The organism is Microvirga sp. RSM25 (assembly GCF_044784385.1).
In the GTDB taxonomy this organism is placed as follows: domain Bacteria; phylum Pseudomonadota; class Alphaproteobacteria; order Rhizobiales; family Beijerinckiaceae; genus Microvirga; species Microvirga tunisiensis.
Map to the genome: position 1 here is coordinate 484,113 of NZ_CP173039.1, position 24,538 is coordinate 508,650.

The following is a 24,538-nucleotide window of genomic DNA, read 5'->3' on the forward strand; positions in this document are numbered from 1 at the left end:
CCGGTGTGTGATGCGTCACGCCTGCATCTTGCAGGTTCCGTCCTTCGGAGGAGCCAGAGCTTCAAGGTCCTCGTTCGGGCCAGGGACGGAGCCCAACGGATCATAGATATCCCACTGATCCTTCATCTTGTCAGAATCCTTCGCCCGGACGGCATACATCTCCTGGACCATCTGGTTGTCGTAGGCCCGGAAATAGCCTTCGCGGCTCTTCAGAATGTCAAATTTCGCACCCTTCCGCAGGTGCTCGGCGAGCTTTTGCGGGTCGGCCGCTTTCATCTCGGTGAAGGACTGCGCGACGATCTTGAGGGAGTTATAGTCGCCCCAGCATTGGTTCTCAGGCGGTTTGCCGTATTTCTTGGTGAAGGCCTCAACGAACTTCTTCGACGATGGCGTATCGACCATGTGGTGCCAGATCAGCGGCCAGATGCCAGAGAAATTCCCCTTGCCGGCGCCCCAGGCTACCGCCGTGTCGAAGCCGAAGCCGGTGATCGGGAACTGGAGACCGTACTCGGCATACTGCTTGATGAAGTTCGTGATCTGATTGCCGGCAAGATTCGAGGCGACGATATCCGGCTGGGCCTGCCGGATCTTGAGGAGGTAGGGACTGAAGTCGGTGGCATCGGTGGGGACGAGCTCCTCGCCGATGAATTCGCCGCCGTTCTCCGTCACGAATTTCTTAGCAACCCGGAAGAGATCGTGGCCAAAGGCATAATCCGCCGTGAGGGAGTACCACTTCTTGCCCTTGATCATGTTCTCGGTCTTCAGATACGTGCCGACCGCCGTGACCATCATCGAGTTCGCAGCCTCGATGTGGAACATGAAAGGATTGCAGCTCGCCCCGCGCAGGGCGTCGGAATTGGCACCGGTGTTGATAAAAACCGTCTTGGTCCTGTTGGCCACCTGACCGATGGCAAGGGCCGATGCAGACGAGATTTCGCCGATGATCATCGCGACCTTGTCGCGCTCGATCAGGCGTTCGGCCTTGGCGGAGGCGGTCTGCGGGTTCACCGAATCCTCGATCACGAGCTCGATCTTGCGACCCAGGACGCCACCAGCGGCGTTGATTTCCTCGGCAGCGAGCTTCACGCCCATCTGGGCGAACTCGCCGAGCGGTCCCAGGAAGCCAGTGATGGGCGTGAGGTGCCCGATCCGGATCACGTCAGATTGCGCCTTCACGATTGCAGGCATCCCGAGGCCTGCAAGCGCAGTCGCGCCGGCCGCGCCCTTCAGGAGCATACGACGGGTCAAGTCATCAGAATGTGCCATGGCCGTTTCCTTCCTCCCATGATGCTGTCGCGTTGCTTGCCGCGATCTGTGATCACAGTTAGACTGTCGGAAAATGAGCAACTTGTCGAGCCCCCGCCCTACCAGGACTCCATCGGCCATCGCCCAGATCGGCCGGCTGGAACGCGTTACCCTGGGCGAACGCGTCCATATCAAACTACGTGAGCTGCTGATGAGCGGTGAGCTCGCCCCCGGGCAGAAGATGTCCCTACGCAGCGTGGCCGAAACCCTCGGCGTCTCGATGATGCCGGTGCGGGAGGCGGTCTCGCGGCTTGTCGCCGACCAATCCCTGGAGGTGCTGCCGAACCGAGCGGTGCGCGTCCCGCTGATGAACCTCGCACGCTTCCGGGAACTGACGACCGTGAGACTCGCGGTCGAGGGCTTTGCGGCGGAGCAGGCGGCGAGGAGCCGCGTGGAGGCCGACCTCGCCGCCATGCGGCAGTTTGAAAAGGCATTTCTTACCGAGGCTCGAAGGTCCGATCCTCATGCGGATCGGGCCGTCCGAGCCAACAAGGAGCTGCACTTCGCCGTTTACCGGGCAACTGGCCTGCCGACGCTGGTTGGGATCATCGAGGGACTCTGGCTGAAAATTGGGCCAATTCTGAATCTCGACCTCAAAGCCTCGCCAGAACGGTTGCGAACGGGCGGTGCAGCCGGACATCACCGTCGTCTTGTCGCTGCTGTGAAGGATGGTGACGGAGCCGCCGCGCGCAAGGCGCTCATCGACGACATTGAAGGCGCAGCCTGCTTCATCGAGAGCACCGGACGTCTGCTGGAGTAAGTCGACGCCCCAGCTCTCGGACATCACAAGACGAGCGGGCGCCGAGTGCAAGGGGCCCGCTTCAGGGATGGAGACGACGAAGATGGACCTCAACATCGCCGGGTTGCGTGTGTTGGTGACGGCTGGCGCGGCTGGCATCGGGCTTGAGATTGCCCGTACCTTCTACCGTGAGGGCGCGCGCGTGCATGTCTGCGACATGGATCGCACCGCTCTCCAGGAGGCGACCGTGACCGATCCGGACCTGACCTCCTCCTATGGCGATGTGGCGAGTCGAGCTGATGTCGCTCGGATCTTCGAGGAGGCTCTGGGACTTCTCGGCGGGCTGGATGTCCTCGTCAACAATGCCGGCATCGCAGGGCCGACCGCCCGAGTTGAGGAGATCAACCCGGAGGACTGGGACCGCTGCCTTGAGGTCTGCATCACCGGGCAATTTAATTGCACACGTCTTGCAGTGCCCTACCTCAGGCAAAGCCAGAATGCCTCGATCGTGAATCTGTCCTCCGCCGCAGGCCGGTTTGGTTTCTCCCTGCGCTCCCCGTACGCCGCTGCTAAATGGGCCGTGATCGGCTTTACGAAGTCGCTCTCACGCGAATTGGGCGAGGACGGCATCCGCGTGAACGCGATCCTGCCCGGGGTCGTCGCCGGCGATCGCCAGCGCCGGGTGCTTGAAGCCAAGGCCCAGCAGCTCGGCGTATCGTTCGAGGAGATGCAGCGGCGGGCGCTCGAGAACACATCTTTGAAGGAATACGTAACGGCACAGCAGCTTGCCGATCAGATCGTTTTTTTGTGCTCGCCACTCGGACGTACAATTTCAGGGCAGGCCATTGCCGTTGACGGGGATCTCCAGACCCTTTTCTGACGACTGCATCAACTGCTCCGTCGGAGCCGAGGCTTAGACCTTGAAGTGCCGGGCCTCATCTAAGGAACTGAGTGCGAGCTACGAAACAGGGAGGATGAACATGGCCAGTATCGGCTTCATCGGAATCGGCCTCATGGGCCATGGCATGGCCAAGAACCTCATCGAGAAAGGTCATAGGCTTACTGTCGTGGCCAATCGCAGTCGTGAACGGGTGGATGATCTCGTCGCCCGTGGCGCAACGGAGGTGGATACACCGCGCGAGGTGGCTGCAGCGTCCGAGATCATCTTCACCTGCGTGCCGACGTCCAATGACGTCGAAGGTATCGTCTACGGGGAGGATGGCATTATGTCTGGCGCACGCGAGGGGCTGATCCACGTCGATACCTCCACCGCCAATCCCATCTCGACGATTAAGATCGCGACCGATTATCAAGCGAGAGGTTTTCGTTTCGCCGATGCGCCGCTCACCCGTACGCCGAAGGAAGCCGAGGAGGGGCGTCTCAACGTTATTGTGGGTGCAAGCCCGGCACTCTTCGAGGAGATCCTTCCTGTCCTCAAGTGCTTCGCCGAGAACGTTTTCCACGTGGGCGGGGTCGGCGGAGGGCACAAGATCAAACTGATCAACAACTTTATCGCGATGAGCCATGCGAGCGTCGTTGCGGAGGCGGTGGCGGTGGCCCGCGCGACGGGCGTCAATCCGAAGGCTCTGTATGACCTAGTCTCGGCCGGTGGCGCGAACAGCGCGATGTTTCAGATGATCATGCCCTACGTGCTTGAGGGCGATCCCAGCCGGTTGCAGTTTGCCATCGGCAACGCCCGCAAGGATCTCGCCTACTTCATTGCGATGGTGAATGACGCGAAGGCGACGGGACTCATAGGTCCTGCCGTTCTGCAGACGCTCACCATCGCCAGTGCAATGGGCAACAGCGGCAAGCACATGGCGCATCTGACGGATGTCCTGACACAACTCAACGGGAGCAAAAACTTGGGCTGAGGACTGACGCCTGCACGTGACGCTATCAGAGACTGAAAACGAGCGGCCTGCACACCAACAACCCCTGTCGCTCGACGACTCAGGGGAGATAGTGTTGTTGTCAAGTAAGACGCAGCAATGGTGACACTTTGCTGAGAGATAAGAATTCAAATGCTGGCATAAACGGAGATGATTCTTGCAATATACTGAATAAGTATTGAAAATGACGATGCTGGCCTACAGTATCGTGCTTTGGCCCCGCCAGAGGGTCACCAGGGAGGATACGGATATGAGGAAGATACTCGCTACCGGGTTGCTCGGGCTCGGGTTGGCTCTCGGCCCTTCAGGAGTGTCCGCCCAGCAGGCGATCGAGCTCCACGGCGCGTCCCAGTTCAACGACGACCATGCCTTCACCAAATCGTTGGCCAAGTTCGGGGAACTCGTACAGTCCTGCTACGGCAAGCCGCTCAATATCATCCTGCACAAGAATAGCGAGCTCGGCCTGGAGAAGCAGTATTTCGAATACATGTCGCAAGGACGCGCGGTCGATTTCGCGATTGTCTCGCCGGCGCATATGTCGACCTTCTCGAAGGCCGCTCCCTTCATTGATGCACCGTTTCTATTTCGCGACCTCGCTCATTGGAATAAGGTTCTTGACCGGGACCTGTTTAAGCCGATTGCGGACGAGATCGCCAAACGTGCCGACGTCATGCTGATCGGCTATGCCGGCGGCGGCACCCGCAATATCTTCGTCAACAAGCCGGTTGCCAATCTGGAAGAGATCAAGAGCCTCAAGATCCGCGTCCAGGGCGCCCCAATCTGGAGCCGCACATTCGCTGCGGTCGGCATGTCGCCAACCGTCATTGCCTATAACGAGGTTTACAACGCGATCCAGAACGGCGTGATCGCCGCGGGCGAGAACGAAGCTGCCGGCGTTGAGCAGATGAAATTCTTCGAGGTGGCGCCTAACCTGGCGATGACCAAGCACGCCATCACGATCCGGCCGCTGGCGTTCTCCGGCAAGACATTCCGCAACCTTCCTGTCGAGTTGCAGTCCTGCGTGATCAAGTCTGGCAAGGAGGCCGGCGCGCACGGCCGGGCCATCGAGTCCAGCGAGGATGCGGCAAAGCTCGATGCCCTGGAGAAAGCCGGTAAGCTGAAGCAGGTCACCTTCAAGGATCGTGATGCCATGAAGAAACTCGTCGATCCCGTTCTGGCGACCTATGCCAAGGAGATCGAAGCTGACAAGATCCTGGCGGAGATCAACGGCATCGAGTAGTGCGCCGCGCTTCGTGACACGGTCAGGGAGCAATCCCTGACCATCCTTATCATGGAATGAGGAGTTTATGGCAACACCAATGTCCGAACGGCGCAGCATGTGGCGTAGAATTACCGCGTGGTACAGCCTGTTTTTGTCCTGGCTCGTGGCGATTTCCACTGCGGTACTGGTCATCCCAGTCACATTGCAGATCTTTTCACGCTTCACCTCGATCATCCCGCATTACATCTGGACAGAGGAAATGGCGCGTTTCCTGCTGGTCTGGACGGTTATGATAGGCGCTATGATCGGCGTTCGCGAGAGCAGTCATTTCGAGGTTGATGTCTGGCCACGGCTGTCGCCGCGCCCAGAAGCCGCCGTGCGGTTGATCGCCCGCATCTGCGTGCTCATCGTTGCGCTCGTTTTCATTTGGTCCGGGATCGAGTTCACGCAGTTTGCATGGTACCGGATCTCCGAACTGGCCGAACTGCCGCTCTGGGTCATCCATATTGCCTGGCCGATCACCGGTATCACTTGGCTTATCTTTCTTGGCGAGCAGATGTGGGATGAGCTGAATGTGCTGCTCGACCGGGGAACTCTGCCGCCTGCAGACCCTATCCCGACTCCGGAGGGGCCCTTCTGATGACCGGCGCTCTGCTTTCCCCCGGCCAAGCGGCACTTGTCCTGTTCGGCATCTTCTTCGGATTGATGTTGCTCCGCGTTCCGGTTGCTTTCGCATTGGCTCTGGCCTGTCTGCCGATCCTGATCATCGAGCCTCGGCTTTCCGCAATGACCCTCGTGCAGGAGACCTTCAACGCGTACAACTCCTTCATCCTGCTCGCCGTCCCATTCTTCTTACTCACTGCGAACCTGATGAATGTCGGCGGCATCACGGAGAGGCTCATGAAGCTGTCCCGGTCGATGGTTGGGCACTTCCCCGGAGGATTGGCGCAGATCAACGTGGTGCTTTCCTTCTTCTTTGCGGGCATATCGGGCTCTTCGACCGCGGACGCAGCAAGCCAGTCGAAGATCTTTATCGAGGCGCAGCGCCGGGAAGGTTACGATGACTCGTTCTCCGTCGCGATCACTGCCGTCTCAGCGGTTTTGGCGGTTATCATCCCGCCGTCGATCCTGATGATCGTCTGGGGCGGAGTGTTGACGGTTTCCATCGGCGCGCTCTTCCTCGCGGGAGTGATACCCGGTCTGCTGATCGCTCTCGCCCAGATGGCGACGGTCCACGCCTATGCAACTCTCAAGGGCTACCCGACCTATCCACGTGACAGCTGGAGGACCTTCTTCAAGTCCACACTCGCTTCGGTTCCGGCCCTGATGACGCCGCTCATCATCATCGGTGGGAAGATCTTCGGCTGGTTTACGGCAACGGAGTCCGCCTGCATTGCCGTGCTTTACGCTGGCTTCCTGTCCATTTTCATCTATCGCGAAATGGACTCTGCAGCGTTCCGGGAGGCGCTCGTCGACACGGGCAAGTTCGCCGGGATAACTCTTTTCTGTGTCGGCACAGCGAGCGCATTCGGCTGGTTGCTTGCCTATTACCAGATCCCCAGGGCCATCCTGTCTGGTGTTTCAGCCTGGGAACTCGGGCCGATCGGAACCGGTTTCTTCATTGCATTCGTATTTCTCGTCGTCGGATGCTTTCTCGATGCCATTCCCGCCATCATTATTGTGGGAACGATCCTGGAGCCACTGGCGCGTTCCGCTGGCCTCGACCCAGTTCACTTCGCCATGATCGGCATAGTGTCGCTGGCCTTTGGACTCGTCACGCCACCATATGGCCTCTGCCTGATGATCGCATGCTCAGTCGCCGGGATTCGGATGCGGCAGGCGCTCAGGGATACCATGATCATGCTTGTCCCGATGTTCATTGTCTTGGCCCTCCTCATCGTCTGGCCACAGGTCGCACTTTTCGTGCCCAGTCTTGTCTCGCCGGAGTTTCTGAAGTGAGCCCCCCTCCCTGCACAAGCCTGTGGGGCTCTTCTTTCTTAACTCGTGATTGGAGTTCCCTTAGTGACCGCTCCTGAAATCTACCCCACCATTCCCGACCTTGCTGGAAAGGTTGTCCTCATCACCGGCGCGAGCACCGGGATCGGAGCAGCGGCCGCAGTCGCGTTCGGTCACAACAAGGCGCGCGTGGCGATCCATTACAATGCCAGCGAAGATCCGGCGCGGCAGGTTGCCGAAGAGGTAAGGGCGGCTGGCGGGGAGGCGTTCCTGGTTCAAGCGGATGTCACCGAGCCCGAGGCAGCGGCGCGGGTCGTGGCCGAGACCGTTGAGCATTTCGGCCGGCTCGACGTTCTCGTCAACAATGCCGGCGGCCTCGTCAGGCGGACGCCGATCAAGGATTACTCGGACGAGTACGTGGATGCCGTTCTGGCACTGAACGTCGAGCAGGTCGTGCGCTTCATCCGCGAGAGCGTTTCGCACATGAGGGCGCAGGGCAGTGGCTCCATCATCAATGTGTCATCAATCGCGGCGCGCCACGGGGGCGGACCGGGCTCCGTCATCTATGCCGCGGCCAAGGGATTTATCTCAGTGGCGACGCGGGGTTGGGCCAAGGAACTAGTCAAGGACGGCATTCGGGTCAACGCAGTTTCTCCTGGTGTCATCATGACACCGTTCCACGAACGTTATTCGACCCCAGAGCAGCTTGCTGCCATGCAGACCACCATCCCCATGGATCGTCTCGGCACACCAGAGGATTGCATCGGCGCCTTTCTTTATCTCGCCTCTGACCGGCTCAGTGGCTACGTCACGGGGCAGGTGATGGAGGTGAACGGCGGCCAATACATGCCCTAGAGCGCTCTGTGCGCGAAAGGATGGAAGCGTGGACCTGAACAGATGATCGATTTTCTCAGCCGCACAGTTCTCATTGGAGTTGGCGCAACAGCGCTGCTCGATCTCTGGGCTCTGCTCCTGCAGCGGTTTTCCAAGGTGCCGGCGCCCTCCTGGTGTTCACGCGCCCGGACTGGGCATCAGCGCCGACTTTGGCTCCCGCACTCGCCATGGGCATCACCACCGTGTGAGCCGGATGGTTTCTGCTCCAGCCCGGCATGGGAGCGGCTATTGCCGCCTCGAAACGGCCCAACGCCAAACAGATCAGGGTGCTCAACATTGCCGGCCATATCGTCTTCGATTGCGGGGTGTACGCGAGCTCGCTTCTTGTCCGATAGAATTCTCGCAGGGAGATGCCACAGGACATCAGGTAATCGTGAAGTGGAAAACATGTAAGACTTGCCAATAATGTTTTCGTGACTCAACCTAAGCCAAAGACCGGCTCCAGGAAAATGAGGAGCCGGCGCATCGGGAGGAAAGAATGCTGCGTCGTGGTTTCCTGAAGACACTGGCCGTTGCTGCCGTTTCGCTGGTCTCGGCTACCGGGTATGCGTGGGCCGCCTATCCTGAGCGACCGATCACCATCATCGTTCCCTGGGCTGCCGGCGGCGGCACGGATGCAACCGCCCGCATCATTGGCTCCCTGCTCGAGAAGGAGCTTGGCCAGCCTGTCAATGTCGTCAACAGGACCGGAGGCAGCGGTGTCGTGGGACATGAAGCTATCGCGGCGGCCGCGCCGGATGGCTACACTCTTGGGCTGGCGACGGTCGAGATCGGCATGTTGCATTGGCAGGGGCTCACCCAGCGCGATTATAAGGACTACACGCCGGTCGCTTTGATGAATCTTGATCCGGCAGGCGTTCAGGTGCGCGCCGACGCACCTTACAAGACGGTCAACGATCTGTTGGAGGATATCAAGAAAAACCCGGGCAAGTTCAAGGCGTCGGGGACAGGACAGGGTGGCATCTGGCACCTGGCAATCGCCGGCATGCTCGATAGCGCTAAAATCGATCCCAGCACTGTCCGCTGGGTGCCAAGCCAGGGGGCGGCGCCCGGACTCCAGGATCTCGTCGCAGGCGGTGTCGAGATCGTTCCCTGCTCGCTCCCGGAGGCACGCTCCCTTATCGATGCCGGGCGCGTAAAGAGCATCGCCATCATGAACCCTGAACGCAATCCGACCTTCCCGAACGTCCCCACGCTCGCGGAGCAGACCGGCAGCCAGTGGGCCATCGGCGCATGGCGTGGCATCGTCGGACCGAAAGGCATGCCGGCGGATGTGACGAAGCGGCTCACGGATGCCTTGGACAAGATCTACAAGGGCAAGGAGTACAACGACTTCATGAGCCAGCGCGGCTTCGGCGTGAAGTTCGCGGCGGGCGAGGAGTTCCTAGCGTTCTGGAGGAAGAGTGATGAGGACCTCGGGGCTGTCATGAAAAAGGTCGGGTTGGCGAAGTAGTCCGGCCGACCTCGATGCGCATCAACGATGCCATCATCGGAGCCGTGCTCCTCGCGTTCGCGATCGCGATGTTCGCCTATGCGAGGACACTTCCGGCCATTCCAGGACAGGAGTACGGCGCGGCCGTCTTTCCGGTGCTCGTCGCCGTGGGCCTTGCGGGCTGTGGCATCCTGCTGATTGCCTCGGGCCATCGGCACTGGCAGGGCGCCGTGTCCTGGAGCGATTGGGCTCGCACCCACCATGCCTGGGTGAGACTTGTCGTCATCTTCACCTTGATCCTGGCCTATATCCTGGCTGCGCCGGCACTCGGTTTCGTGCCAACATCCATCGCTATCCTGCTGGTGTTTCTGCTGATGATGGGAGTCCGCTGGTGGATAGCCGCGGCCGTGGCGATCGCCGCAACTATCTTGATTCAGCAGACCTTTGTCGGATTGCTGCGCGTCCCCCTTCCACTTGGGCTCCTTGGGCCCTGAGTCTGATAATGTCATGAGCGCAATCCAGACAGCTTTCGGCCTCGTGTTCCAGCCGGCGGTGCTGGTGACCATCTTCCTCGCCGCCCTGTTCGGGCTCGTGGTCGGCGCAATTCCCGGCCTGACTGCCACGATGGCGATCGCGCTCCTGGTCCCAGTAACTTTCTTCATGGATCCTGTGCCGGCGGTGGGCGCCATGGTGACCTGCTCTGCCATGGCCATTTTCGCGGGCGACATCCCCGGCACGCTGCTGCGCATCCCGGGAACTCCGGCGTCGGCGGCCTACACAGACGAAGCCTACATGATGACCCGCAACGGCGAGGGGGAGATCGCGCTTGGCGCCAACCTGCTCTTCTCGGCCATTGGAGGATTATTCGGCACACTCGTGCTGATCCTGGCCGCCCCGGCCCTCGCCGAGGTTGCCTTGCAGTTCAGCTCCTTCGAGTATTTTTGGATGGCATTGCTTGGTTTGACCTGTGCGGTGTTCATCGGAACGGGATCGCCGGTGAAGGGGCTCGTGAGCCTGTTCATCGGCCTGTTCGTTTCGACGATCGGACTGAACAATCCAGCCGGCGTGCCCCGCTTCACCTTCGGAAACGCCGAACTCACCGGAGGCGTGAACTTCATTGCGGCGATGATTGGCCTCTTTGCCGTATCCGAGGTCTTTCGGTTTGCCATTTCCCATAGCGTCCAGACCGTGCCGCAGGCTGTGATCGGTAATCTCTTCCGAGGCTGGGGGCGGATGATGGTGCAGTACTGGCCGCAGCAGCTGCGCGGCAATGTGCTGGGCACGATCATCGGCGCGCTGCCGGGGGCGGGCGCCGATATCGCAGCCTGGGTCAGTTATGCAGTCAGCAAGAAAATGTCCCGCACTCCCGAGAAGTTCGGAAAAGGGCACATAGAAGGAATCATCGAGAGTACATCCTCGAACAATGCCGCACTTGCAGGCGCCTGGGTTCCGGCGCTCGTCTTCGGCATCCCTGGCGACAGCATCACGGCCATTGTCATCGGCGTGCTTTACCTGAAGAACATGAACCCGGGTCCGACGATCTTTCTGAACAATCCCGAGTACATCTATGCGGTCTTCATCATCTTCATCCTGGCCAACCTAGTGATGCTGCCCTTGGGGTGGGCCGCCATCAAGGGCGCCCGGACCATTCTGCGCATTCCACGCGAGATCCTGATGCCGTGCATTCTCATGTTCTGCATTGTGGGAGCCTTTGCGATCAACAACTCCGCCTTCGGCGTGGCCGTGATGCTGGTGTTCGGCGTGCTCGGTTTTCTGATGGAGGAGAACGATATTCCCGTCGCTCCCTGCATCCTCGGCATCGTGCTCGGCCCGATGCTTGAGGAGAACTTCGTGACCTCCATGATCAAATCGGACGGCAGCTATCTTGCCTTCTTCGAGCGGCCGATCTCAGGTGCGCTCGGGGTCGCAACGCTGCTGATCTGGCTAGCGCCGGTGCTGCTCATGGTGCTGCGCTCCAGAAAGACGGCAATGCCATGACAGGGCTGACGATCAGGCGATCGGAACCTCCACAGATTGCCGTCAACGAATGAACTGGTCGATGTAGTCGGCACCGAGTCCGTTATTCGCATAATGCGCCCGGCACTTCTCGATTCGCGTGAAGACGTCGTCGAAGCCGGTCGCATTGCCATCCGGATCGACGTAGATCATGGCTCCGTTCACCTGAAACAGAGTGATCATCTCCTCGACGTGCGGATCGACGACCAGCGTATGCGTCTCGCCGGGGGCCTCGTAGGCATAGGAGCCCTCGGTGGCAATCCAGTCATGCTCCAGGTACCGCCATTCTCCCTTCAGCACGAAGGCATGCACCGGTTGGGGATGGCGATGGCGTGAGAGCACGCCCGACTTTCGCACCCGCAGCAGGTTCATCCAGTACCCGCGCGAGGCCGCAAGCAGCAGCGGTCGGAACCATACGTTCTCCTCCACAGGAACCCAGATCCGTTCGTCGGTGGGGATGGCGTTCGGGATCACGAGCTCGGGCGGGGAGTCCTTCGGCTGCGGATGTCTGTAGGGCATCCACTTGTCGTTCATGCGGGTGCCGGGGGAGGTGGGCTCTGTGCTGGACATTCAATCTGCTCCTCTGAGGCGGGTTGTGGTCAAATAGTCAGATAGCCGCCATCGATGGCCAGGATGGCGCCCGTCACGAACCGAGCCGCGGGCGATGCCAGGAAGACGGCGCCGCCGGCCACTTCCTCCGGGGTGCCCCAGCGGCCCATGGGAGTGCGGGACAGGATCGGGGCGCTGCGCTCCGGGTCATCCTGCAGAGCCTGCGTGAGAGGCGTCGCGATCCAGCCTGGCGCAACGGCATTGACGCGGATGCCGTCGGCCGCCCATGCGGCGGCGAGGCTCTTGGTCAATTGGCCGATGCCGCCTTTCGAGGCGCTGTAGGCCGGAACCCGGGGACCGCCGAAGAAGGTGAGCATGGACGCGACATTGACCACGGAGCCCTTGGTTTCGATCAGCCTTGCTTTTGAGGCGGAGCAGACCCGCATGGCGCCGGTCAGGTTGACTGAGATGACGTCCGCAAAGACGTCCGGGTCGTGTTCCAGGTCACGGCGAATTACGCCCGCGGCGTTGACCAGGATATCCAGGCGGTTGAATTGCGTGACCAGATGGTCAACCGACGGACCATCACGGACGTCGAGAACCGCAAACGAGATCCCTGCATTGGTCTCGTCGCCTGCCGCCCGCATCCGCTCGGCCTCACTCGCTCCCGTCGCCGTGACGTTGGCACCCAGGTCTCGGAAGGCCTTGGCGCAGGCAAGCCCGATTCCGCTTGTGCCGCCCGTGATCAAAGCGGTTTGGCCGTTGAATAGATGAGGAGCAAAAGCATCGGTGATCGGCATTCCGCTGTTCTCTCCGGGGTGTTGATCGGATGCTCGGCAGGATTCGAAACATAGTGCTTGAATGGGTGTAGCCAAGCAAACTCTACCAGGGACCTCGGCCGCTGCCGAGGACTTCAGGCAGCTCACATGGAGAATTGCCGGATCGGTCGCGGCGTTCGGCCAGCAGATACAGGTGCAAGCTAACGCCGATGCTGGGACATCGCGAGGGAGGGATTCAAGTAGCTCCACGTGAAATGTCGCCTCGAGCCAAAGAGGATTGATCTGGTAGGCGCTTTCGCGTGATGCTGGACCTGAAGCAGGGGCGCTGCGGCAGAATGTTGCCTGCGGACGCACCCAACGCAACCGGGACGGAGGAGCAGGGATGTCTTTGATCTCCTATTTGACCACTGTTCGGTTCCAGGCTGGCGCCCTGTCGGACGTCGGCAGTGATATGCGGGAGCTTGGAATAAGGACGCCCCTCATCGTTACCGATGCGGGAATCGCGCGCGTCGGCTTGGTCGATCGCCTGATAGGTGTTCTCTCTGCAGGGCAGCATATTCCGGTCTTCGCCGATACGCCCACGAACCCCACGGAGGGCGCAGTGATGGCCGCGCTGGATCTCTACCGTTCCCATGGCTGCGATGGCCTGATTGCCATCGGGGGCGGCTCCCCGATTGATCTGGCCAAGGGTGTGGCGCTTCTGTCGACCCACGATGGACCCTTGGAGCAGTATGCGGCGATCCTGGGCGGAATTCCTAAGATCTCCGCGGCCGTGGCCCCGCTCATGGCCATCCCAACCACTGCCGGGACAGGCAGCGAGGTCGGCCGGGCGGCCCTGATCACCTTGGAGAATGGCCGAAAGCTCGGATTTATCTCTCCCCATCTCATCCCGAAGCGCGCCATCTGCGATCCCGATCTCACGCTCGGGCTGCCCCCGGCCCTGACGGCGGCGACCGGAATGGACGCGATCACCCATTGCATCGAGACCTTCCTCAGCCCGCGCTTCAACCCACCGGCAGAGGCCATCGCGCTCGACGGTCTGGTTCGTGCCATCGGCAATATCGAGCGGGCGGTGGCCCAGGGGGCGGATCGCACGGCCCGGCACGAGATGATGATGGCCGCGCTCGAGGGAGGCCTGACCTTTCAGAAGGGCCTGGGTGCCGTCCATGCCCTCTCGCATCCTCTCGGAGGTCTGAAGCGGGTGTCGCTGCATCATGGCACCCTCAATGCGGTGCTGCTGCCCTACGTGCTTGAGTTCAACAGGAGCCATGCCGAGGCAAAATACGCTACGATCCGCCATCGGTTGGGCCTCAACGACGGCGTGGATCTGGCGGATTATGTCCGCAGTCTCAACTCGCGGCTTGGCATGCCGGCAACTCTGGCTGAGATGGGGGTGCCGCGAGACAGCTTTGCCCTGATCGCAAAGAGCGCGACTGAGGATCACTCCTCCGCGACCAATCCTCGTCCGGCCAGCGAGGCGGATTACCAGGCGATCCTCGAGGCGGCCTATGCAGGGACCCCGGTCCAACCGGGGCCTGATCCATCCACCGCACCTTTCTAGCCGTCCGGGAAAGGTTTGGTCGAAGAGGAGGCCTATCGGAAGACGCCTACCAGCCCCGCCGTCCTCCCCCGTGGTGCGGGACATCGTCGAAGTCGGACGGCGCCTCATCGACCTCGCCATGCCGGGGCTGCCGCTGGTCGACCCAGCGCGGTTCCGGCTTGGCCCCATGCCCGGCGGGACCATCGAGGAGGGCCAACATCCCCTGTAGGACAGATCGGGCGGCACCCACCGCCAAATCGGCTAGGTCGCGCAGGCGGAGGTCGCCAATGTTGCCAGGATGCTCCTGTGCTCGGGTATACGGCATCGATTGATCTTCCGGATAACGATCCGGTGCGCGATCCGGCAGGAGGCCTGAGAGGGCGCCGGCACCCCCTAGAACCAGGATCAGGACCACGGGGACGACGAGGCGAAAGGCAAGGCCAATGACCTTGGAGAGGATGACATAACCGACGATCAAGATAATCGCGGTGGTGATGAAGCCGGCGCTCAAAGTCTCTGCCTCCCTGTCGGGCTGGATATGAGGCGCAACGCCATCACCGACATCCGCGGCCGTTTTATGGTCACCCTGACTCAAACGCGGTTGGTCCGAATCGGCCGAGATCAACCCACCCCTCAGACCTGGAAACATGAGGTTCTATCGAACCGGACGAGCCGCGCAGCATCGGCTTTGCGGGGTGTCACACACAAGTGCTTCACACGCTCATCCCGTGCCGCGGGAAGGCACGCGGTTTCAATGACTTAGCTGATAGGAATTCCTTAGCTCAGAAACCGACGCCCCAGCCATTCCATGTTAAAGAATTGGCGTTAAAGGCTTTTCTGCTGATTTCAGACGCGCCCTCCGCGGACGTCGGGCGTCGAGTCCCTTGGGTAGATGAGCGGGTAACTGCGATTGTCGGTGGAGCAGGCGGCCTTCAGCTGAATGCTATGGCCGGTGGCGCTCGAGTTTCGGGAGCAAGCGTCAAGATTCTTCGATGGCAACGGCCAGATCGCGGTAACCATCGCTGGCGCTCGCTTACAGAACCGGCCGGGTGACCGAAACGCTATTGCACGAAACCGAGCGTCTTTGTGGGACGAGATCCCACGGTCAGATACTGCTTCAGCGTAGTGTGAGTGCGTTCGAGCTCCAGTGCCAGGTGCTCGACCTGTTCCGACCCGTTGCACAGGAGGTCGGCGCTCGTAATCTTTCGCCAGCCGACACAGATCTCATGCACCGTCCTCGCCCCAACGTTGGCTGATGCGCTCTGCAACCCATGGGCTTCGAGACGAAATCTGTGGGAGTCTCCCGAGGCCGCAGCAGAGCGCAACTCGTCGATGAGTTGATTGGCATCCAAGAAGAACTCGTCCACAAGGCTCAAAACGAAATCGCGCCCGCCCAGCTGTTCCAATTCCACAAGAACTGGTTCGTCGACCAAGGTAGTTTGGACTGTCGAGGGCGTGACGAGAGCTTCATCGATCGCTAATGGTACGGCATCCGTTTGGGAACCGACTCGCTCTTCGATCAGTCTGAGGAGCACCGCCGGCTGAATGGGTTTTGTCAGGCATGCATCCATACCCGCCTCAAGAGTTCGAGCAGCAATCTCGGGTGTCGCGTCGGCCGTCAGCGCAAAAATGGGCATGCGGACGCCCGATGGTTCTGTGAACCGAAAGATCTTCGTTGCCTCCAATCCAGTCATGACAGGCATGTTGATGTCAATGATGACGAGATCGAAGCTCTCCGTCGCCAGTGCGTCGAGCGCATCCTCTCCGTTAGCGACGCATCGCGTGGAATGTCCACCGCGTTCCAGGATCTTCGTGATCACCAAACGGTTCGTCGAATTGTCATCTGCAACAAGGATCGAGAGGCGCCTGGATGCTGTGGGAAGCTCGATGTCGCTGGGCCCGCGCCAGATCGATTGGGCCGATGACGTCTGCATTGCCGCTGCAATGGACGCGACTCTTGCGTCCTCCCCGGTAAAGTCGAGCGGGAGCAGGCTGCTAGATAAACGCATCAGCCTCGTGCTTGAGGCGATCTTTGATAGATCTGAACGTATCAGTACCGGATTTGCCGTCAGATCCGCCTGCTCGATCTCGTCCGCAAGGAGCTCCTCAGGCAAGTCGCTGTAGTAGAAAATCAGCCATTCTGCGGCACTATGCTGTTTTGCATAGTCTCTTGCCTCTGCCGGCGTCCTCGCGACAAGGACTTGGTCTGGGCGGCCAAGTCGAGATGCGATGCTGCTCGCGAGATCCATGCTCGAACAAATCAGAAGAGGCCGAAACCCGTTCAGCAATGGCTGGGCTGGATTCTTCTGGTCAGGGATGCCGACCGGAAGGGTAACCCAGAACGAGCTGCCGTGGCCTTCCTCGCTGTCGACGCCGATCGTGCCTCCCATGGCGGTGATCAGCTGTCTGCAAATGGAGAGCCCCAAGCCGGTTCCGCCATAACGGTTGATGATGGTTTCGTCTGCCTGGGTGAAGCTCTCGAAAATTCTGCCGATCGCACGAGGAGCAATGCCGATGCCAGTATCGGATACGGCAAAGCGGATGAACGACCCCTTGTCCGTATTCAACGGCCGGGTGTCGAGTGTGATATACCCGCTATCAGTGAACTTCACTGCATTGCCGAGAAGATTGAGGAGGATCTCCTCAAGGTGGTGCCGCGAGCCATGAACGTATGAAGGTGTCCCGGGCGCCACGTGGATCGTCAGGCGAAGACCTCTCTGCTGAGCTTGAGGGAGCATCATCGCCCGAGCGGTGGATAGGACCTCCAACAAGTCGAAGTCGACCTTCTCCAAGGGCATCTGGCCCGCCTCAATGCGGGACAGGTTCAGGATGCTGTTGATCTGCCGGAGCAAAGTATCGCCCGCCGAGCCGATCGTGCGAATGATCCCACGCTGCTCGGCGTCAAGTTTCGTCCCAGCTATCAGGCTGGAGAGGCCGATGATCGCATTGAGCGGAGTTCGGAGTTCATGGCTGACGCTGGCGAGGAAAAGCGTCTTCGCGCGATAGGCGGCCTCGGCTTGCGCCTTCGCGTTGGAGAGCTTGCGGATCAGCGTGCTCGCATAAAGCGGAAGAACGATGAGGCTTAGCAATAGTGTTGCCGACAGGTAGATGTCATCGTGCCATCGTGGCGTCGTGTAAATGACGGCGCTGAAGCAAACTGCAGATACTGCCATGGCAATATACAGGAAGCGGACCCCAAAGCGGAATCCGTTCCCGAAGGTGATCCATAGGTACAGCAGAAAAAGGACCGAAGAGGTTTCCCCGACATAGCGCAACTGGAACGACAGGGTCGTTAGATCGCAGACAATGGCGATGATGCGTCGAATGGTTGATTGGTGGGGGCGGACCAGGATATGGACGACGATACCGGCAGAGATGAACGCAAACACGGTCGCGCTGATCAAGGCCTCCCGCGGTACGGAAGGATTGATCCAGAAGGTATAAGCGGCGATCAAGCTCAAAAAGATGAGTCGATTGAAACTCATCTCATGTTCACGATCAGGACTGCTTCTAAACCGGGCCAAGAGGTTGGCAATCACCGGGTGCGCGCTTTCCTGAGAGGAATGTCCTGACTCGGGAGCGGAAAACATGGACGTTCCTTGAGCAGCCCGTCGAATATCTCCGAAGGCACTGGCCGGCTGAACAAATAGCCTTGTGCCTCATCGCAGGGGTGGTTGAGCAGGCACGCAAGCTGCGATTGCGTTTCGACGCCCTCCGCTACGACTTTCAGTTCGAGGCTCTCTGCCATCGAAATGATCGCTCTGACAATGGCTTCGTCACGGGTCCCATCAGAGAGGTTGGAAACGAACGACCGGTCAATTTTCAACGTGTCGACGGCAAAGTTCTTGAGATAGCTGAGCGAGGAGTAGCCAACGCCGAAATCGTCGATTGCTATCTTCACTCCTAGGTTCTTGAGTTCGTTCAGAATCAGCTTGGTTCTTTCAACGTCCTTGAGAAGGCTGCCTTCGGTGAGCTCAAGCTCAAGATATTCCGGCCTGAGACCGGTTGCCTCCAAGGTCTCCGCAACGAGCTGGACGACGTCTTGGCGCAAGAATTGCACTGGCGACAAGTTCACCGCGACCCGCAGGGGAGCATACCCGAGGTCGTGCCAGGCAGCAGCCTGGGTGCAGGCTTTTCCAAGAACCCAGGCGCCGATCTCGTTGATCAGGCCCGTCTCCTCGGCAATGTCGATGAAGACATGGGGTGACGTGATGCCAAAGTCAGGTCTGACCCAACGTAAAAGGGCCTCCGCTCCCACGATCGCTCCTGTCTTCAAATCGACCTGAGGCTGATAGTGTAGAACGAACTGCTCCTGCGAGATAGCCTTCAGAAGGTCCGCTTCCAGACTGATGGTGTTCAAGGTGACACTTTCCATCTCCTGGGAGTAGAAGCGGGCAGTATTCCTCCCTTCGGCCTTGGCTTGATACATTGCCAAATCGGCGTATCGAAGGAGTTTCTCCACATCTCGTCCGTCGCCCGGAGATAATGCAATCCCGATGGTGCAACCGAGCCTCAGCTCATTTCCGTCCAGTAGAAAAGGAGCTGATAGGCTGTCTATGATTTGCCGCGCGAGCTCCTCTGCATCGTGTCCCGCATCGATATTCGTCTGGAGTACGACAAACTCGTCGCCGGACATCCTTGCGACGAGATTGGTGCTTGGCACACAACCGATGAGGCGACCTGTCACCTGCTGAAGGATGCGGTCGCCGCCCGCATGACCAAGGGCATCATTGACTGACTTGAACCGGTCGAGGTCGATCAGGAGTAACGCGAACTGGCCTCGCTCACTGTCGATCTCCTGTTGAACTCGCTCGTAGAGCATCCTGCGGTTAGGCAAATCGGTAAGAGTGTCATGTAGTCCGATATGCCGGAGGGTATTCTCTGCTTGTTTCCTCTCGGTAATGTCGATCGACGTGGTGAGGACGCCCGTCACACCACCTGTAAGCTCACGCAGTGACGTTTTGGTCGTCAGGAATGCACGCTCCGAGCCCGTGCTGTCGGAGATACGTTCCTCGAAGCTGGAAGACGCTCGTTGCTTTCCCAGGATGGCTTTATGAACGTGTTCGCCATATTCCGCATTGTCGCTCCGAAGGACGGAGTGCAAGTGCCTCCCCAGGAGGGATTCGGGCGAGATGCTGGCGAATTCGGCAAAATAAGCGTTGACGAAGAGGATGCGGTTGTCTTCGTCGGTTGCGCTGATCATTGCTGGAACGCTGTCGATGACCTGCGTTAGTGCCTCTCGGCTGCTGCGGACCAGTTCTTCTTGAGAGCGCTCGCTGATACGGAGTTGCTGCTCGAGGGCCAATGCGCGACTTTTAATGAACTGCTGTTGCCTTTGCAGCTTGAGAAGATTGCGCGCGCGGGTCGTGAATTCATAATGATCCACTGGCGATCTGAGAAAGTCCGTAGCGCCTGCCTCGAGAGCCTGGAGCCGGAAAGCCCTGTCATCATAGGCTGTTATGACGATGATTGGAACATCGGCTCCATTGACGCTGTTTCTGGCATGCCTCGTGAACTCAGCTCCGTCCATGCCAGGCATTCGAAAGTCGGTGATGATCAGGTCGGGACAGTTGCCCGCAAGCCAGTCGAGGGCCTCGTTAGGGGACGCAGAGGCGTGTACCTCCGCCCCTTCCTCGATAGCCCGCGCCAGCCGAGAGAAGATGTTGCGGTTCGTGCTTCTGTCATCAACGATCAGAATGCGCGCCATGTACTGCCCCCCGGCATCCTGGCCAATGAGATAGGTCTGTCTCCGAGTCTGCTTTGCTACCGTCTCAAGAGACGATCTGTTTGATGATGGTCATTCGGTCGGCCATGGGGTCTGTACTCGCTCTAACATGGTTTAGGTCCTCCGCAGAGGTCGGCAGGCTCGCCCATTAGTGATGCAAAGGTGCAGTTGATCGTCATTTCTCTGACTAAACTAGGCTGAGCTCACACGGAACGAGTAATTTATACCACAATAACGTTTAGGCATGTGTCGGCGGATACTGAATTCTTCAGGTATTGGTTAATCCAGGCTTATTGCCGCAGCATGACGACCGCAGAGCGACACTGATCGATCTTGTTCCTGAGGTGGCAAGCGCCGATAGGGCCCCGACAATTAACCAAGATACTTACCAAACGGAGCAGGCGGCTACACAGGCTGTCGTTAATCGATCATTATCCATAGGAAAGGACGCCTGTCGGACCGACGGCGTACTCAAGATCGGCGAGATGAAGCTCGTCGTGTCCGAATTTCTCTATGATGGAGAATATTGATGCCGGCCCCCTCGGCCAAAGTCACTGGCCATGCCCGTGACGCGGCTAAAACTGTCGATTACGAAGTAGCTTCGCCTCCAAGCCCGTCGCATAAGCCGGTTCCCGGGTTGTCAGCGGGCCGCACCACGAACCTTCTCCTGCCCCATATCGATGTTAATATCGACTTCGAGCGAAGGACTTATTGGGCTGCCATGCGTTCGAGCCGGCACCCGATGATCACGATGGAGCTGCTGCAGGACATGATGTGCGTACAGGAATCTGTCCGTGTCATCATCGAGGAGGGCAACCGCGAGCAGCATCAGCACCTCGAGTACTTTGTTGCGGCATCCCAGACACCCGGCGTTTACAATTTCGGCGGGAACTTAGCTTATTTCGCGGATTGCATCCGCCGCAAGGATCGCGAGGGCCTGCGGGAATACGCCTATGCGTGCATTGACGTGGTCTATGGGAATGCCATGGCATTTCATACGCCCCTGATAACGATCGCGTTGGTCCAAGGTGATGCGCTCGGCGGCGGCTTCGAATGCGCGCTCTCCTTTGATGTCCTTGTCGCGGAAAGAAGCGCGAAGATGGGTCTGCCGGAGGTCCTGTTCAATCTGTTCCCGGGAATGGGGGCATACAGCTTCCTGTCCCGCAAGATCGGCACAGCAGCAGCCGAGAAACTCATCATGAGCGGCACGGTCTACACGGCTGAGGAACTGCATCGGCTCGGTGTCGTCGACATCCTCGCGGACGACGGTCAGGGTGAAAACGCGGTTAGGGACTATATTGCCCGCAACAGGCGCAAGCATAATGCCCATAAGGCAATCTACCGTTCCAGACGGCGCATCAATCCACTGACATATGAGGAATTGCGGGACATCGTCGATATCTGGCTGGACGCAGCCATGGAATTGGAAGAGCAGGATCTTCGCAAGATGACACGCCTTGTGGAAGCTCAGGGCCGCCGTCTCGACAAGGAGGATTGATGGGGCCTGCCCTGATCTTCCTTTTCGCGCTAGCCGCCAAGAGCTGACTTGTGGGAAGACGCGATTAAACTCGCTGGTGGAGTGGATGTGCATTCTGCTGATGGAGGGTTTCGGTCGAACGGCAGATCCGCCAATTGCTCAAGAGTCATGCGCCTTAGAGCCGGATGGGACAGAGGATCATCAGGGCAATCGTCTACGTCCTTGTGCAGGTAACAGCCGCTGAGAAGCTGCTTTGCGAGAGCGAAAAGGTTTGCCATCCCTGCATGATGCCTCTTTCCTTCTGTTGGCGGGATGGCTTTTATCTGCATGGGGTTATAGAAAAACTATATGCGAAACTTGAGCCGCTTCCATCTCACGGGTCTGCGCGCCGTCGAGGCAGCGGGGCGGTTGGGCAGCCTGCGGGCCTCTGCCGACGAACTCGGCGTCACCGTAGGCGCCGTCAGCCAGCAGATCCTGAAAGCCGAGGAGCAATTCGGGCAGCGCTTGTTCGAGCGACTGCCGAAAGGCCTGAAGCCAACGCCGTTCGGACAGGACATCCTGAAATATCTGAGCGCTGGATTTGCGGAGATCTCGGCCGGGCTTGCCCTCGCCGAACGCCGCCGCGAGGATGTCCTGACGGTGTCCGTTGCGCCTGTCTTCGCAGGCAAGTGGCTGGTGTGGCGCCTCCAGCGGTTTCACGAGCAGTATCCCGATATTCGCATCCGCATCGATGCGGATGTGGCGCTCGTTGATCCGGATACATCCGATGTGGACGTGTGCATCCGGGTCGGCTGGGGCAACTGGCCCCATGTAAAATCGGAGAAGCTGATCGATCAGCTGATCTTCCCCGTCTGCAGTCCGCCGCTCGCCGAGCGCCTGCGAAAGCCCGCCGATCTTGCCACCGTTCCCATCATCCGCGAGCCGACGCCCATGTTCGGCTGGAACGCTTGGCTCGGCCCGAACGGTCTCGACGAGACGATCCTTGGCGATGGGCCAGTCTTCTCGGACGCCTCGCTCTGTCTGGACGCCGCCATTGCAGGGCAGGGCGTGTTTCTGGCGTGGGAAACGCTGGCGGGAGATGCCATGTCCCTCGGGCGTCTGTCGGCTCCCTTTCCGGACCGCTATTCCACTGGCATCGCCTATTGGTTCGTCACGTCCCGAACCCGGCCGCGGACGCGGGCGGTAGCGGCCTTCCACGATTGGCTGAAAGCCGAGCTGGCCGGCATGGAGCAATGATGGCGCGTGACGATGCCGCGCTGAGTTAAGGACTCGTTCGCCTGAAGCCGCTCATTCGTTGAACGGAAGAACGGCCGCGCGGAATGCGCACGACCGCTCATGATTTTTGTCGAAAAGTTACCCGATTCGGGGGCGAAGCGGAGTTGCGTAGCCGAGGCCGAGGCTCACGGGCTTCACCGCGAATGCACCGTCGCCGATCAGGACATGTGCAACGGCGGCGAGTGCCAGAAAGGCGGGATATTCCCAGCCGCCATTGGGGGCATTGAACACCCATCCGTTGGGAGCGTGCACGAGCACAGCGCCCAGGAGAACCGGCAGAAGTGCGAGGGACACTGCGCGACCGTAGACGCCCAGCAGAATGGCAAGACCGCCGAACAGCTCGGCCAGGATGATCGGCCATGCCAGAGTGGCCGGGAAGCCGACCTGCGCGAGGAAGTCGGCAAAGCCTGGAACCGTGAAGACGGCGATCTTCAGATAGGCATGGGCGATGAACATGACGCCAAGAGCCACACGCAGGGCGAAAGCACCATAGGGAGCAAGGCGGGTATCGATCATGGTTTTTCTCCAGGACCCGAACGGTCCGTGTGCCAAGAACCTGATCTTTTCCATAGTGCAATGCAATGGAGCGATCTGCAGTGATTTTCTTGCATAAATGCAAAAACCGTTCGGTCGCGAGCTAGCCACGTATACTCCGATCCTTCGCGTACGACCCGCACTGAACGATGCTCTAGTCGGATGAAGATGTCCGTGGAGACCGCCCTTCTACCGGATAGGCGGGATCGTTGTATCCGGGCGTGGAGGGATGCCCGGTTGCGACGAGGCTGTCGACGAGGGCTTCGTCCTCGGCCGTGAAGCGATAGTCGAGGGCCTTCAGGTAATCGTCCCACTGTTCCTCCGTACGCGGACCGGCGATCACGGACGTGACGAAGCGATTGTTCAGAACCCATCCCACCGCGAACTGGCCTGCGGTGATTCCACGAGCCTCGGCATGGCGCTTGATATCCTGTGCGATCTGGAGGGATTCCGGACGCCATTCGGTTTGCATCATCCGGCTGTCCTGCCGGCCGGCGCGGCTCGCCTCCGGCGGTGGAGCGTCGGGGCTGTACTTGCCCGTGAGGACGCCGCGTGCGAGCGGAGAGTAGGGCACAACGCCGAGGCCATAGTAATCGCAGGCCGGCAGATGCTCGACCTCCGGCATCCGGTTCATGGCGTTGTAATAGGGCTGGCTCACCACGGGGCGATCGATGCCGAGATCGTCGCAGAGGCGGCAGATCTCGGCCACGCGCCAGGCCCGATGGTTCGAGACGCCGAAATACCGGATCTTGCCCTGGCGCACGAGATCTCCCATGGCGCGCACCGTCTCCGGCAGCGGCGTCGCATGATCCTCCTTGTGGACGTAGTAGATGTCGATCCACTCCGTGCAGAGGCGCCGCAGGCTCGCCTCCGCGGCCTCCACGATGCGCCGACGCGAGAGACCGCGCTCGTTGGGACCTTGTCCGGTCGGATTGGCCACCTTCGTGGCGAGCACCCAATGGGAGCGATGTGAGTTGACCGCACGTCCGGTGATCTCTTCGGACCGGCCTTCGTTGTAGACATCGGCCGTGTCGATGAAGTTCACACCCGCTTCGTGCGCCTTTGCCATGATGCGTGCGGAGAGAGCTTCGTCCGTCGGGCCACCGAACATCATCGTGCCAAGGCAGATCGGTGAGACCTTGAGGCCGGAGCGGCCCAAATTTCGGTAATCCATCTGAAGCTCCATAATCGGTGGTGGTCGGA

Annotated in this window: 22 protein-coding genes; 14 read left to right on the plus strand and 8 right to left on the minus strand. The window is 59.8% G+C overall.

The features are described 5' to 3' along the window. Positions 1–15: 15 nt before the first annotated feature. Positions 16–1,266: an ABC transporter substrate-binding protein gene (locus tag ACD578_RS02285; RefSeq protein ID WP_404290495.1), complete on the minus strand. Its 1,251-nt coding sequence runs from the start codon at positions 1,264–1,266 to the stop codon at positions 16–18. 73 nt (positions 1,267–1,339) lie between these two features. Between ACD578_RS02285 and ACD578_RS02290 the strand changes: the two genes are divergently transcribed. The 11 genes from ACD578_RS02290 (at position 1,340) to ACD578_RS02340 (ending at position 11,438) form a co-directional block, all read left to right on the plus strand. Continuing rightward, the gene (locus ACD578_RS02290; protein WP_404290497.1) at positions 1,340–2,065 is read left to right on the plus strand and encodes a GntR family transcriptional regulator; all 726 of its coding nucleotides are present in this window, start codon (positions 1,340–1,342) and stop codon (positions 2,063–2,065) included. An 82-nt stretch (positions 2,066–2,147) separates the two neighbouring features. After that, the gene (locus ACD578_RS02295; RefSeq protein ID WP_404290499.1) at positions 2,148–2,924 is read left to right on the plus strand and encodes an SDR family oxidoreductase; all 777 of its coding nucleotides are present in this window, start codon (positions 2,148–2,150) and stop codon (positions 2,922–2,924) included. 40 nt (positions 2,925–2,964) lie between these two features. Further along, on the plus strand, positions 2,965–3,918 hold the full coding sequence (locus ACD578_RS02300) for an NAD(P)-dependent oxidoreductase (protein WP_404290501.1): 954 nt from the start codon (positions 2,965–2,967) through the stop codon (positions 3,916–3,918). 268 nt (positions 3,919–4,186) lie between these two features. Further along, a complete protein-coding gene (locus tag ACD578_RS02305; RefSeq protein ID WP_404290503.1) occupies positions 4,187–5,176 on the plus strand; it encodes a TRAP transporter substrate-binding protein in 990 nt (329 codons plus the stop codon). A gap of 67 nt (positions 5,177–5,243) precedes the next feature. Then, complete coding sequence (locus ACD578_RS02310; RefSeq protein WP_404290505.1) at positions 5,244–5,798, plus strand: TRAP transporter small permease; 555 nt, start codon at positions 5,244–5,246, stop codon at positions 5,796–5,798. Then, positions 5,798–7,117 (plus strand): TRAP transporter large permease, encoded by a 1,320-nt coding sequence (locus ACD578_RS02315; RefSeq protein ID WP_404290507.1) that lies wholly within the window; start codon positions 5,798–5,800, stop codon positions 7,115–7,117. Before ACD578_RS02310 ends, ACD578_RS02315 begins: the two co-directional genes overlap by 1 nt. Positions 7,118–7,180: 63 nt before the next feature. Beyond that, positions 7,181–7,969 carry an SDR family NAD(P)-dependent oxidoreductase gene (locus ACD578_RS02320; RefSeq protein ID WP_404290509.1) on the plus strand — a complete coding sequence of 263 codons (789 nt, stop codon included), beginning with the start codon at positions 7,181–7,183 and terminating at the stop codon, positions 7,967–7,969. 254 nt (positions 7,970–8,223) lie between these two features. Then, positions 8,224–8,343, plus strand: coding sequence for a DUF2938 family protein (locus ACD578_RS02325; protein WP_404290511.1), 120 nt, complete (start codon positions 8,224–8,226; stop codon positions 8,341–8,343). Positions 8,344–8,486: 143 nt separating this feature from the next. Then, positions 8,487–9,461, plus strand: a complete 975-nt coding sequence (locus ACD578_RS02330) for a Bug family tripartite tricarboxylate transporter substrate binding protein (RefSeq protein WP_404290513.1) — start codon at positions 8,487–8,489, stop codon at positions 9,459–9,461. A gap of 14 nt (positions 9,462–9,475) precedes the next feature. Then, positions 9,476–9,934, plus strand: coding sequence for a tripartite tricarboxylate transporter TctB family protein (locus ACD578_RS02335; protein WP_404290515.1), 459 nt, complete (start codon positions 9,476–9,478; stop codon positions 9,932–9,934). A 13-nt stretch (positions 9,935–9,947) separates the two neighbouring features. Then, a complete protein-coding gene (locus tag ACD578_RS02340; RefSeq protein ID WP_404290517.1) occupies positions 9,948–11,438 on the plus strand; it encodes a tripartite tricarboxylate transporter permease in 1,491 nt (496 codons plus the stop codon). Positions 11,439–11,480: 42 nt separating this feature from the next. Here the strand turns inward: ACD578_RS02340 and ACD578_RS02345 are convergent, their stop codons facing one another. Next, complete coding sequence (locus ACD578_RS02345) at positions 11,481–12,026, minus strand: 2,4'-dihydroxyacetophenone dioxygenase family protein (protein ID WP_404290519.1); 546 nt, start codon at positions 12,024–12,026, stop codon at positions 11,481–11,483. A gap of 29 nt (positions 12,027–12,055) precedes the next feature. Continuing rightward, positions 12,056–12,805, minus strand: a complete 750-nt coding sequence (locus ACD578_RS02350) for an SDR family NAD(P)-dependent oxidoreductase (protein ID WP_404290521.1) — start codon at positions 12,803–12,805, stop codon at positions 12,056–12,058. 361 nt (positions 12,806–13,166) lie between these two features. Here ACD578_RS02350 and ACD578_RS02355 point away from each other — a divergent pair, with 361 nt between their 5' ends. Next, positions 13,167–14,345 (plus strand): iron-containing alcohol dehydrogenase, encoded by a 1,179-nt coding sequence (locus ACD578_RS02355; protein ID WP_404290523.1) that lies wholly within the window; start codon positions 13,167–13,169, stop codon positions 14,343–14,345. A 46-nt stretch (positions 14,346–14,391) separates the two neighbouring features. Here ACD578_RS02355 and ACD578_RS02360 read toward each other — a convergent pair whose 3' ends face one another. The 3 genes from ACD578_RS02360 to ACD578_RS02370 form a co-directional block, all read right to left on the minus strand. Continuing rightward, a complete protein-coding gene (locus ACD578_RS02360; protein ID WP_404290525.1) occupies positions 14,392–14,835 on the minus strand; it encodes a hypothetical protein in 444 nt (147 codons plus the stop codon). A gap of 550 nt (positions 14,836–15,385) precedes the next feature. Next, the gene (locus tag ACD578_RS02365) at positions 15,386–17,914 is read right to left on the minus strand and encodes an ATP-binding protein (RefSeq protein WP_404290527.1); all 2,529 of its coding nucleotides are present in this window, start codon (positions 17,912–17,914) and stop codon (positions 15,386–15,388) included. Continuing rightward, positions 17,860–20,031 (minus strand): putative bifunctional diguanylate cyclase/phosphodiesterase, encoded by a 2,172-nt coding sequence (locus ACD578_RS02370; protein WP_404290529.1) that lies wholly within the window; start codon positions 20,029–20,031, stop codon positions 17,860–17,862. Before ACD578_RS02370 ends, ACD578_RS02365 begins: the two co-directional genes overlap by 55 nt. A gap of 547 nt (positions 20,032–20,578) precedes the next feature. Between ACD578_RS02370 and ACD578_RS02375 the strand changes: the two genes are divergently transcribed. Together ACD578_RS02375 and ACD578_RS02380 are read left to right on the plus strand one after the other, a co-directional pair. Beyond that, positions 20,579–21,547 carry a crotonase/enoyl-CoA hydratase family protein gene (locus tag ACD578_RS02375; protein ID WP_404290531.1) on the plus strand — a complete coding sequence of 323 codons (969 nt, stop codon included), beginning with the start codon at positions 20,579–20,581 and terminating at the stop codon, positions 21,545–21,547. A 327-nt stretch (positions 21,548–21,874) separates the two neighbouring features. After that, positions 21,875–22,762 (plus strand): LysR substrate-binding domain-containing protein, encoded by an 888-nt coding sequence (locus tag ACD578_RS02380; RefSeq protein WP_404290533.1) that lies wholly within the window; start codon positions 21,875–21,877, stop codon positions 22,760–22,762. Between the two features lie 117 nt (positions 22,763–22,879). On the opposite strand, the gene ACD578_RS02385 is transcribed toward ACD578_RS02380, so the two are convergent. Both ACD578_RS02385 and ACD578_RS02390 read right to left on the minus strand, forming a co-directional pair. Then, a complete protein-coding gene (locus tag ACD578_RS02385; RefSeq protein WP_404290535.1) occupies positions 22,880–23,317 on the minus strand; it encodes a DoxX family protein in 438 nt (145 codons plus the stop codon). 172 nt (positions 23,318–23,489) lie between these two features. Then, positions 23,490–24,509 carry an aldo/keto reductase gene (locus tag ACD578_RS02390; RefSeq protein ID WP_404290537.1) on the minus strand — a complete coding sequence of 340 codons (1,020 nt, stop codon included), beginning with the start codon at positions 24,507–24,509 and terminating at the stop codon, positions 23,490–23,492. Between the last annotated feature and the right edge of the window lie 29 nt (positions 24,510–24,538).